The sequence below is a fragment of the Candidatus Electronema sp. TJ genome, assembly GCF_048287355.1.
GTDB lineage: Bacteria > Desulfobacterota > Desulfobulbia > Desulfobulbales > Desulfobulbaceae > Electronema.
Window position 1 is genome coordinate 1 of record NZ_JBLWEP010000044.1, and the last position, 11,291, is coordinate 11,291.

Sequence of the window (11,291 nt, forward strand, 5' to 3'; positions counted from 1 at the left end):
CAGCCCTCGCAGGCTGCGGTGAACGGCTTTTTTTTTGCGTTGACGGCAGCTGGTGCGACATTCTTTTGAACAAAACAACTGATTGAGATCATGAAACAAGTCCTCAGCACTGAAAAAAGGCCTGTCAAACTCTGGCTTGATGACATGGAGGCGGGCGCACTGGCGCAAGCTCGCAACTTAGCCAATCATCCTTTCACGTTCCGGCACGTTGCCATCATGCCTGATGCCCACGAGGGCTACGGAATGCCCATCGGCGGGGTGCTGGCCTGCGACGGCGCGGTGATCTGCAACGCGGTTGGCGTGGACATAGGGTGTGGCGTATGCGCCGCGCAGACTTCTCTGCCCGGCCTTGACCGTGAAACCCTGAAAAAAATTCTCGGCCTGATCAGGTCGGCAGTGCCGGTTGGCTTTGACCACCACAAGCGGCAGCAAGACAGGAACCTGATGCCCGATCCGGCCCGGTTGGATGGCGTGGAGAAATCCATCGTCCGTCAGCAGTTCGAGGCGGGCTGCAAGCAGATCGGCACTTTGGGCGGCGGCAATCATTTCATTGAAATCCAGCAGGGTGACGACGGCCATGTCTGGCTGATGATTCATTCCGGCAGCCGCAACATCGGCCTGAAGGTGGCGGAGCACTACAACCGCTTGGCAGTCAGCCTGAACGAGCGGTGGCGGAGCGAGGTGCCGAAGAAATGGGAGCTTGCCTTTCTGCCGCTGGAAACGCGGGAGGCGCAAGATTATCTGGCGGAAATGAGCTGGTGCGTGGATTTCGCCTTGGCCAACCGCAGGCTGATGATGGAGCGAGTTCAGGCGGCGGTGCAGGAGATTGTCGGCCCGGTTGAGTTTCCGCAGTTCATCAACATTGCCCACAACTACGCGGCGATGGAGGAGCATTTCGGCAAAGACGTGCTGATTCACCGTAAAGGGGCTACCCGCGCTTTTGCCGGAGAATTCGGCATTATTCCCGGCTCGCAGGGCAGCCGCAGCTTCATCGTCATCGGCAAAGGGAACCCGGAAAGCTATTGCTCATGCAGCCACGGCGCGGGCCGGAAAATGGGACGCGGCCAGGCCCAGCGCGAGCTGAATTTGCAGGCCGAGGTGGAGCGTCTGAATGCGCTCGGCGTGGTGCACGGCATCCGCAATCAGAAAGACCTTGACGAAGCCCCTGGTTCGTACAAAGATATTGAGACGGTGATGGAAAATCAGAGCGATCTGGTGGACATTGCCGTCAGCCTGCTGCCGCTGGCGGTGATCAAGGGATAGGTCTTGCGATTTTTCCGCAATTGTTTTACATCTTGTGGTTGCGGGATCAGGCTGTTGGCAGGGTTTCTGAGTTGAGCAGCTATAGATCAAATACGACAGGAGGTATGAAGTATGAACGCGATGGCTGTTAACATGAACTTGCCAGTCAGCGTCTCTGAGGAGGATATGCGGACACTGCTGGCTGTAAAATTGTTCGAGGTTGGCAAGGTGTCATTAGGACAGGCTGCAAAGATTGCCAATTTCTCCAAAAAGGCATTCATTGATGTATTGGGACATTATCGGGTTCCGGTCTGCAATTACGAAGCTGAAGAGATGCAGCAGGAGATATAAAGTGCTCAGGACGAATGCCAAGCCGCGATTTGATACAATCAACTGAGTATGTGCAGCCCTCGGAGTTCGTTTGGTAGCCGAACCTGCTCGTTCTGCAATTACAGCGGATTAATTTCTATGCGTACTGTTTGTGCCTATTGCGGTAACACAAATGCACTAACTAAAGAACATCTTTGGCCTGCTGCGCTCCATACACGTATGCAAAAAATATGGGAATCGCCAGGCCACAATCTGTTTTGGTTGTCGAGGCTAGATCGGGATATTCCATCCGAGCCAACTATAAAAGATGTTTGTTCTAATTGTAACAATGTTATTCTGTCGAAGTTAGATACGTATATATGCGATCTTTTCGATAAGTACTTTTTTAGAAATATCAATAAAGGGGAAAAAGTTTGCTTCAAATATGATTACGATCTCCTTGTGCGTTGGCTTCTAAAACTATCTTACAACTCCTGCCGTATCAACGATGGAATAGATCACTTTGTATTTCAACCTCTGTTGCCATATATCCTTGGATATAATCAAAAATATGCTGAGTCAGTCTGTGTCTTTTTAGAACTTTCTTACCCAGCCAGGATACCTGTAGAAGATTCATCTGAAAACTTGTCAGCTGGAACTCTTGTTTGGCCGGATGTTAACAGGTCAGGACATTTAATCTTTCGATGTCGCTTTGGCAAAAAAATATTTCGAGCGGTACATTTGTGCGGATTCACATTTACACTCGCATTTTTTGAACCAAGTGCGCATGTTGCAATTCGAGCAATTACAACAGCAGAATATCTTCATGCTCGTCCTAAGGCAGTATTGCTACGACCTGAAAGACAAAAAGTTTATGTAAAGTGCGGCGGAATCAATGCTTACGAATCATTAAAGAACTCCCGCAGTTTTACATTTTATAAGCACGATCTGCAAGGGATAGATTGCTCGCTGCATCGGGAAAAACCGCTTCAGGAAGCGGCATAAATCGCACTGAAGCAGGAGAAAGAGGTTCTGGAGCAGGCAGAACTCATCCTGCAACAGGAAAAAGTCGTTCCGTAGCAGGAAAAAACGGCTCCGCAGCACTGCAATGCCATTTTTTCCTGCTGCACCCGCTCATCATCCGGGAAATCCTTCCCTCAACCCAATTCAGGAGGACACTATGCCAGCCCCGTATCATTCCATCGAAGACCGCCTGAATCGCTACCTGACCGGCCTCACCAATGCCCTCGATGTCCCGGAGCTGCAAAGCCGGGTCGCTCTGTACGGCTACACCCCGGACAAACTCAATCAGATGCTGACGCAGCGGCAGCAGGCGTTTGACCTCTATCTTGCCCAGAAAACCGAGTACAGCGAGCAGCACGCCGCCACCGCCGCCTTTGAGCAGGCTTGGAAGACCGCCCATGAGACCTACATGCGCTTAGTCCGGCTGGGGCGGATTCTGTTCAGGGACGACCACGCCGTCTTTGTCAAGCTGACCCTGAACGAGGAGCGCAAGCGGACCTTTTCCGGCTGGCTGGCCCAAGCCAACACCTTTTTCAGCAATCTCCTGAGCGATCAGAATGCCTTGGCAAAATACGACCAGTACAACACCCCGCCGAATGCCATCAACGCGGCCAAGGTCTTGGTTGATGTTGCGGAACAGGCCAACATCATCCAGGCCAAAGAGACCGGCGAGGCCCAGCAGGCAACCAAGGAGCGGGATGGAAAGATGGATGCCTTGGACAGCGCTATGTCCGAATTCTATGCCTTGGCGGAGCTGGCCTGCGAAGATGCCCCGGAACTGCTGGAAATGCTCGACCGCTGAAGATCAGTGCGGTCTGGCGGACATCGCAGTCAGCCTGCTGCTGCCGCCGGCGGCGGTCAAGGGATAAACTGCTTGCAGTCCGGCCCTGCTTGTGGCACCGTAAAATAATCGGTCCATATCTGAGCGGGAGCCAGTCTATGAAGCTTTGTCCTAAATGCAGGCGGCAGTGCGATGACACGGGGTGCGGCGCGTGCAGCATAGTCTTTGCCGAGTACGAGCAGCAGAAACAGGAGCAGACCGGCCACGTGTACCGCCTGATCAGCGTGGGCGAGCTGGAGCAGGCCAAGGAGCTGGCGCAGCGGCTGTCAAACGACTTTCCGGACAGCAAGGGCGACTTCATCCTGCTCATCTCCAACATCAACCGCGACCTCAGCATTGCGGGCAAATACCGGCAGGCGCAGGAGCTGTTCAGCAAGGGCGAATACAGCGAGGCTGTTCTGCTGCTGCGCAACATCAAGGCCTTTGATCCTGGGCTGGCGGAGAAGATCATCACCCTGCGCCGCCGGGCTGAACGGCACCTCAGCAACCGCAGCAAACTTGAGCAGGCAGCATCGCTGCTGGAACAGAAACAGCACGCGGCGGCACGGGCACTCTTCCAGCAGCTCAGCAGCGACGAACGGCACAAAAAGGAGGCGGGCAAGGCGCTTGCCCAGATTGAGGTGGTCAAACGCAGCCGCATTCAAGAGCTGCGGGACTGCCTCCTCAGCGGCCACGGTCTGGCTGCACAGGAAAAGCTGAAGGCGCTGCACAGCGAGTTCCCGGAAACTGAGCAGGAGCTGGCCCCGCTGCTCAGCCTGCTGGCCAAGCGGAAGGAGATCAGCGCACGGCTGACAGCGGCGGCGCACAAGGCCAAGTTCGAGAAACGCTACATAGAAGCCAAGGTGCTCTACGCCTTTCTGCTCTGGCAGGATCAGGAACTCAGACCAACCCTGCAGCCGCATCTGGAAGAAATTGACAGCAGGACAGTGATCAGCTTGGCTGACTGCCCGCCGGAGGACATCGCCGCTTGGGAGGTCTTAGGGCTTCAGGTCACAGCTGAAGGCCTTCTCAAGCCTGCGGCTGCCAAAGAGGAAGGACGTGTTGCAGCGGCGGACATTGCGCCAGTGCTGATCAGCCTGCCGCCCCAGCCGGACACGCCCAGTCTGCCTGTGCACATCGACGGCGAGGAAGTGGCGGACTTCAGCGCCTGAGCCGCCTCAGAGATCATCCTCATCTTCGTCGCTGACCATGTTGGCGGCATCCTCCAAGTCGCCGCCCAGCGCGGCAAAGAACTCATCCTCGCCGCTCTTCTTGCTTTCCGGCGGATTCGCGCCGGCATACTTGTCGTTCGCCCACCAGCCCTGCTTGCTCTGGCCCTTGGCACCGGTCAACGAACCCTTGCCGTGCCGTTTGTCCTCCTGCCAGCCGCCGGTGTAGGTGTCGCCGTCCGGGTCGGTGAAGCTGCCCTCGCCATGCCGGAGACCATCCTTCCATTTGCCCTTGTAGACAGAGCCGTCCGGGTAAACACAGAGGCCTTGGCCGTTGTGCATGTTGTCCCGCCATGCGCCGGAGTATTTCCTACCGTCCGGGTAGACGCAGGTGCCTTGGCCGTGCTTCTTGTCCTCCTGCCATTCACCTGTGTACACCGTGCCGTCAGGGAAGGAGAGCGAGCCTTGGCCGTGCATGTAGCCGCTCTGCCATTCGCCTTCATACACTGTGCCATCCGGCATGGTCAAGCTGCCGCAGCCGTCCATCATGCCGTTCAGCCACTGGCCTGCGTACACATTCCCGGACAGAAAGGTGTACATCCCGGCCCCGTGCCGCTGACTACGCTCAAACTGCCCGTCGTAGCGCTCGCCCTCGGCTGAAACATAGACTCCGCGCCCGTGCATCCGGTCATACCGCCACTCGCCGGTATGCTTGCTGCCGCTGGCGGTGATGTAGGTGCCGGAGCCGTGCTTCATGCCTGCCGCCCATTCGCCGCTATAGCGGTCGCCGTTGGCAGAGCTGTACACCCCATAGCCATGGCGCAGGCCTTTCTCCCAGCTGCCCGCATACTGATCGCCGCTAGGATACAAACAGGTTCCTCGGCCGTGCCGGAGGTCATCACGCCACTGGCCGTCATACTTCGAGCCGTCAGCGCAGGAGCAGACTCCTTGGCCGTGCCGCCGGTTGTGCTGCCACGAGCCGGTGTAGACGCTGCCGTCGGCGTAGGTGCAGGTGCCCCAGCCGCCGCGTTCATCCGCTGTCCATTTGCCGATGTACTGGGTGCCGTCCGCAGCCGTGTGCACTCCGTGGCCGTGCCGCCTCCCGTTCTCGAAGGCCCCGAAATATTTAGACCCGTCCGGGAAAAAGACTGTGCCTTGACCGTGCGGCAGGTCATTCTTCCACGAGCCGACATATTTAGTGCCGTCGCGCAGAATCAGGCTGCCCTGGCCGTGCCTGCGGTTCCCCTGCCAGTCGCCTTCGTATTTCGCGCCGTCCGGCCTGGCCAGCGTTCCGTGGCCGTGGCGCAGCCCATGCTGCCACAAACCGCTGTACACGCTGCCGTCCATCTCGGCGCACACGCCCTGGCCGTGCTTCTTGTCCTCCAGCCATTCGCCGTGGTACGTGCCGGAGTAGTCCAGGCAGCCCTTGCCGCTGCGTCTGCCCTTGCGCCACTGGCCGGTGTAGCTGCCGCCGTTGCTGTCGATGAAGGTGCCTTCGCCATGGCGCAGGTCATCCCGCCATTCGCCCTCGTACTGGCTGCCGTCAGGATAGAGGCAGAGTCCGTGACCATGCCGCCTGCCGTCCGCCGACAGCTCGCCGATATATTTCTCTGTGCTTGTGCAGCTGATCTCTTTCGTCATCTCAGGACTCCCCTCCGTTCTGTCCGCGCTTTAGAAGGATTATCCCGCGCGCAGACGATTTGTTCAAGCAGAGAATGGAGATGAGGATGACGGCGGCGCACAGGCAGTCTGCTCCATGATGTGCGAGCGCACCTCTCATCGACTAGCACTCGCTCCTCCCACTGACTAGCACTCGCTCCTCCCATTGAGCAGCACTCGCTCCTCCCATCGATGTGCGCCCGCACATCTCTTCTGGAAGCCGCTTATATTCTCCTTGACAAAAAACCGCCGCCGCTTTACGCTGGCTGATTATCTTTTCAGCAGCATGGCAGCCCAGTTGAACAGCGCAAGGGAGGACAGGAAGATGGATGAGAAGGAAGTGTCAGGAGCCTTTGTCAGCTCCTTGAAGCGCAACAACAAAGAGATCAGGGATGACCGGGCCTCAGCCATTGCCGAGGACGCGCAGATGGTGTACCGGCGGCGGATCGAGGATTTGGAGCTGAGCATCAAAAAGCTCAAGCGGGAGCGGGACAACATGCTCGACCTCTCCCCGGACAGCGCTCACAGTCTGATTCTCGCCAGCAACTTTAACTGCGAGGACTTTGTGAGCAAGGACATTGATCTCGGCATTAAAATCCGGCAGGCGGAAATCACCTTGGATATTGCCAAGCAGCGCTACAGCTATCTCTTCGGAGGACTCTAAAATGGGCTGGGGATATTATTCAGTGGATGAGCGGGCGGAGCGGGCCGCCTCGGTCGGCTATGACACCAAATCCGCCCGCGAGATCTTCACGCAGCGGAACATCAATCAAGCCATGAACCCGCACGGGGTGGTTGTGCGCGAGTCCCGCGATTCAGCCGACCATCCCAATTCTGTGGCCATCATCCTCGCCTTGGATGTGACCGGCTCGATGGGTTCGATTCCGCATCATTTGGTCAAAGACGGCCTGCCCAAGATCATGGGCAGGATCATTCAGAGCGGCACGCCGGATCCGCAGCTGCTCTTCCTGGCTGTAGGCGACCATGAGTGCGACAGCAGCCCCTTGCAGGTCGGCCAGTTTGAATCCAGCGACGAGCTGCTGGACAAATGGCTGACTTCAGTCTATCTGGAGGGCGGCGGCGGCGGCAATGCGGGTGAAAGCTATCTGCTGGCCTGGTATTTCGCCGCCTTGCACACCTCCATTGACTGCTTTGAGAAGCGCAGACAGAAAGGCTTCCTCTTCACCATCGGCGACGAGCCGACGCTGCCCGAAGTGCCTGCGCAGAGCTTGAGCCGCCTGATGGGCCAAGGCCAGCAGCAGACTTGGTCTGCCGCAGAGCTGCTCGACAAGGCGCGGCAGCTGTATCACGTCTTCCATCTCCATATCCGCGAAACCAGCTCCGGCAGCAGGCAGGAAGTCATGGACGGCTGGAAGCAGCTCATGGGCGGCAATCTCATCATCCTTGAGCGGCACGAGGAAGTCTCGCGGGTGATTCCTGAGCTGATCGCCGCCACCTTGCGCAAGGACGCGGCAGGCAGAACAGCTACTTCTGCCGGGCCGCTGCCGCAGACCGAAGTCCTCTTGTGAAGGGCAAGGCCGTCATCGGCGCAGGCTTCGGCGACGAAGGCAAAGGGCTGGTCACAGACTGGCTCTGCCGGAGCTGCGCCAAACCGCTGGTCATCCGCTGTTCCGGCGGACAGCAGGCCGGACACACGGTGGTTGCAGGCGCAGTCCGGCATGTCTTCTCCAACTTTGGCTCCGGCACGCTGCACGGCGCGCCCAGCTGGTTCTCGCCCTTCTGCACGGTGGAGCCAATTGGCCTCATCACCGAGCTGTGCTCCCTGCTGGGCAAGGGCGTGCAGCCGCTGCTCTATGTGGACGCAGGCTGCCCTGTGACCACGCCTTATGACATTGCCCGCAACCGCCAGCATCATCCCCACGGCAGCTGCGGCTTGGGCTTTGGCGACACCCTCCGCCGCGAGGAGCTGCACTATTCGCTCACCTTTGGCGACATCTTTCATCCTTGGGTGCTGGAAACTCGTCTGGATATGATCCGCAGCTTCTACGAAGAATGGACGGGCGCAGTGGATCCTGAGGACTTCCTTGACTGCTGCGCCGCGCTGGCGGAATCGCCGCATGTACGCCTCACGCATGGCCTGCCTGCCGGAGACTGGAGCGACTTGATCTATGAAAGCGCACAAGGGCTGCTCCTGGATCAACGCTTCGGCTTCTTCCCCCATGTCACCCGCTCGAACACCGGCACAGCCAATGCCGCAGCCCTGCATGGCAGAGGCGAGCTGGAGATCTACCTTGTCACCCGCGCCTACCAGACCAGGCACGGCGACGGCCCGATGAGCAACGAGCAGCTGCCGCACAACATCAAGGCCAACCCGGAAGAGACCAACGTCCGCAACACCTACCAAGGCGCGTTCCGGCGCAGCCTGCTCGACCTTGACTTGCTGGACTACGCGGTCAGCCGTGATGAGCTGCTCCGCACAGCCAAGACCCGGCACTTGGTTGTCACTTGCTTGGATCAGATCGAGAATGAATACCGCTTCACCCGGCAGGGGCAGATCGTCTGCTGCGACAATGCGGATGACTTTGTCTCCAGAGTCGCAGGACAGCTGGGTTTCAGCAGTGTCTTTGTCAGCACCGGGGATCAGGCGGACGCGGTGTGGCCCTTCAGTCCGGCTGTGTCTGCGCGGGCTGAAGGGGCAAGGGAGGTCTCAGAAGCGGGCGGTCAGGCTGACTAAGAGGCCGAAGCCCTGCCGAGGCGAGTAGGTCTCGTCACCCTTATGGGACTCGAAGATGTTGCTGAGTTCCACCGCGCCAGTCAAGTTCTCGCCCAGCAGCCGCCACAGGCGCAGGTCTAGGACCTGATGGGCATCCACCTCCTGCGTGTTCTTCTGATCGCGGTATTGCGGGCCGTTGGCGATGAAGGGCAGGTCTATGCCGGTCTTGCCGTCCGCAAACTGATACGACGGAGTCAGAGAGAAGCTGTACTCCGGCGTGTAGGGCAGTTCCTTGCCTGTGTCGCGGTTCTCTGAGCTGGTCAGCGCAGCTCCCCCTTTCAGACTCACTCCATCCCAGTCCGTCTTGATGCGGAAGCTCAGCTCCACACCCTCCACTCGTGCCTCCTGCACATTGGCGTAGCTGGTGACAGGCAGCCCGTCGTACACCTCGCCAGTGTCTGTCTGCACCACCATCTCGCTGATGTCATTCCGGTAAAGCCCTAAGCTGCCCCACCAGCGGCCATCGCGCAGCGGCTGCTCCGCGCTGAGGTTCCAGCTCAGCGCAGTTTCCGGGCTGAGGTCAGGATTGGAGCGGATGTAGTTGGTGGTGCTGTGCAGATAGAGGTCGTTGTAGTAGAGCTGCCGCAGAGTCGGCGACTTGAAGGCCCTGCCCACTGATGCCCGCCAGGTCGTGCCTATGTCCGTGCGATAGCTGACTGTCAGCTTGGGATTGAACTCGCCGCCGAAGCGGGAATGATCCTCATAGCGGAAGCCAGGCACAAGCGTCAGCCGTTGGTCGAGCAGATAGATTTCATCTTGGACAAAGAGGCTGTAGGTGTCCACATCCTGCCGCACTGGAATGACCAGCGCGTCCAGCTTGTTGTTGAAACTGTAGTCAATATCCTGCCGCTGGGCTTCGAGGCCCGCAGTCAGCCAGTGGCTGTCGCCAAAGAAGGTGTAGACGCTCTCCCCCTGCACATAGCCGATGTCGCCAAAGCGGTAGCCGTTGGTGCTGCCTGCGTAGCCGGTCTCAAAATCGTTGTTGTAGACATAGGACGAGACTTTCAGGGCATGTGCGCCCTTGCGCCAGTCAAGGCCGCCGCTGAGCCGGTGCTCATCGTGCTGTCTGTTGTAGGAGGCAGTCACGCCTGGCGTGGGAGCCAAGTCCTGTCGTGACTTGCCCAGCTGAAAACCCAGCTCGCCAGACAAGGCCTCGCTCAGCCGACTGGTCCATTTGCCCTGGGCTGTGTCTCTCTGGGCTGCCTGCGGATCAACCGCCGATCCGTCATCAGACTGCCGCGCTGCGTGCAGATAGAAGCCGGAGTTCTTGCCAACCGGCATTCCGCCGCCAACGTTGAACTGGCCCTGACGGCGTGTCGAGCTTCTGACGCTGTCTCCGGCTTTGGGCATGACCTCATAGGTGCCGTAGGAAACGCCCGCGCTACCTTCCGCCTTGCTTGGCACCGGCTTGGTGATGATGTTGATCACCCCGGCCATTGCGTCCGCGCCGTACAAAGCCGAGCTTGCACCTCTCACCACTTCAATCCGCTCAATCATGCTCAGCGGAATCTGATTGAGACTCACGCCGTATTCACCATGCCCGCCCAAGCCGCTGTGAACACGGCGGCCATCGACAAGAATCAGGCCGTAGCCGTCATGAATCTGCATCCCGCGCATGGTCAGGCGGAGATTGTCGGCAGTCAGGTTGTCATCCAGCATGGCTGCTGACAGCCCAGGCAAAGTTTTCAGCAGCTGCGGCAGGTTGGATGCTGGTGTCCGCTCAATGTCCTCGTGAGTGATGACCAGCGTCTCGACAGGGGCCTCACTGACAGGATGCGGCGAACGGGTGCCTGTGACCACTACTTCCTGCATGGTCACCTCTTGGGGCTGATCTGCGGCCAAAGACGACGCAGGCAGCAGGAACGCGGCTCCTGCGCTGAGGCGGAGCAGGCGTGGACAAAACAAGGAAGACGGCATTGGAGAATTCCTCATGGTGAAAGTGAAAGGATTGACACGCTGGCAGCCGAACTGGCGCAGAGTGAAAATACAAAAAACAACACAGCTGTGTCAATGAAAAATACAATGCGTCCATACTGTTGCATCAGTACGCCGCTGCATGAAAAAGCATGAGCAAAGACAGAATTTCTGCAAAAGCCTGCTTGTTCATTTTTAATAAGAATTCAAGATGCTGTCTTTCATGCAAGCAGTTTACCCAGAACAATCCGGGCACTTCTCCTATGCGAATGGGTTCTTCACCCTATTGTCCGGGCATTGTGGTCTGTGGTATAAAAGAACGCCCCTGCGATCACCCTGGCCTTGCTCGCCGCATCACACCTGCCAGACAGGCAGTTTGCCGATCAGGAGGCTGCCTGTTTTCCCCTCACGAGGCTGTCTC

Annotated in this window: 11 protein-coding genes; 9 read left to right on the forward strand and 2 right to left on the reverse strand. The window is 58.2% G+C overall.

Going from position 1 to position 11,291, the window contains the following annotated elements; translation table 11 throughout:
* Positions 1-90: 90 nt before the first annotated feature.
* From ACNKID_RS05105 to ACNKID_RS05125, 5 genes are all read left to right on the forward strand, one after another.
* Positions 91-1,263 carry an RtcB family protein gene (locus ACNKID_RS05105; RefSeq protein ID WP_417912353.1) on the forward strand — a complete coding sequence of 391 codons (1,173 nt, stop codon included), beginning with the start codon at positions 91-93 and terminating at the stop codon, positions 1,261-1,263.
* A 111-nt stretch (positions 1,264-1,374) separates the two neighbouring features.
* Positions 1,375-1,593 (forward strand): UPF0175 family protein, encoded by a 219-nt coding sequence (locus ACNKID_RS05110; RefSeq protein WP_417912354.1) that lies wholly within the window; start codon positions 1,375-1,377, stop codon positions 1,591-1,593.
* Positions 1,594-1,710: 117 nt separating this feature from the next.
* Positions 1,711-2,556 (forward strand): hypothetical protein, encoded by an 846-nt coding sequence (locus ACNKID_RS05115; RefSeq protein ID WP_417912355.1) that lies wholly within the window; start codon positions 1,711-1,713, stop codon positions 2,554-2,556.
* A gap of 175 nt (positions 2,557-2,731) precedes the next feature.
* The gene (locus ACNKID_RS05120; protein ID WP_417912356.1) at positions 2,732-3,376 is read left to right on the forward strand and encodes a hypothetical protein; all 645 of its coding nucleotides are present in this window, start codon (positions 2,732-2,734) and stop codon (positions 3,374-3,376) included.
* Positions 3,377-3,513: 137 nt separating this feature from the next.
* Complete coding sequence (locus ACNKID_RS05125) at positions 3,514-4,566, forward strand: hypothetical protein (RefSeq protein ID WP_417912357.1); 1,053 nt, start codon at positions 3,514-3,516, stop codon at positions 4,564-4,566.
* A gap of 6 nt (positions 4,567-4,572) precedes the next feature.
* Here the strand turns inward: ACNKID_RS05125 and ACNKID_RS05130 are convergent, their stop codons facing one another.
* The gene (locus ACNKID_RS05130) at positions 4,573-6,204 is read right to left on the reverse strand and encodes an MORN repeat-containing protein (protein WP_417912358.1); all 1,632 of its coding nucleotides are present in this window, start codon (positions 6,202-6,204) and stop codon (positions 4,573-4,575) included.
* Positions 6,205-6,508: 304 nt separating this feature from the next.
* Here ACNKID_RS05130 and ACNKID_RS05135 point away from each other — a divergent pair, with 304 nt between their 5' ends.
* Genes ACNKID_RS05135 through ACNKID_RS05145 form a run of 3 tightly spaced genes read left to right on the forward strand, consistent with a single transcriptional unit; the run spans position 6,509 to position 8,917 of the window.
* The gene (locus ACNKID_RS05135; protein ID WP_417912359.1) at positions 6,509-6,886 is read left to right on the forward strand and encodes a hypothetical protein; all 378 of its coding nucleotides are present in this window, start codon (positions 6,509-6,511) and stop codon (positions 6,884-6,886) included.
* A gap of 1 nt (position 6,887) precedes the next feature.
* On the forward strand, positions 6,888-7,751 hold the full coding sequence (locus ACNKID_RS05140) for a hypothetical protein (protein WP_417912360.1): 864 nt from the start codon (positions 6,888-6,890) through the stop codon (positions 7,749-7,751).
* The gene (locus ACNKID_RS05145) at positions 7,748-8,917 is read left to right on the forward strand and encodes an adenylosuccinate synthetase (RefSeq protein WP_417912361.1); all 1,170 of its coding nucleotides are present in this window, start codon (positions 7,748-7,750) and stop codon (positions 8,915-8,917) included. Before ACNKID_RS05140 ends, ACNKID_RS05145 begins: the two co-directional genes overlap by 4 nt.
* Here ACNKID_RS05145 and ACNKID_RS05150 read toward each other — a convergent pair.
* The gene (locus tag ACNKID_RS05150) at positions 8,891-10,873 is read right to left on the reverse strand and encodes a TonB-dependent receptor plug domain-containing protein (protein WP_417912362.1); all 1,983 of its coding nucleotides are present in this window, start codon (positions 10,871-10,873) and stop codon (positions 8,891-8,893) included. The two genes, ACNKID_RS05145 and ACNKID_RS05150, sit on opposite strands and share 27 nt — an antisense overlap.
* Positions 10,874-11,022: 149 nt before the next feature.
* Here ACNKID_RS05150 and ACNKID_RS05155 point away from each other — a divergent pair.
* Positions 11,023-11,291, forward strand: a 269-nt coding sequence (locus tag ACNKID_RS05155; protein WP_417912363.1) for a hypothetical protein, incomplete at its 3' end; no start/stop codon positions are given.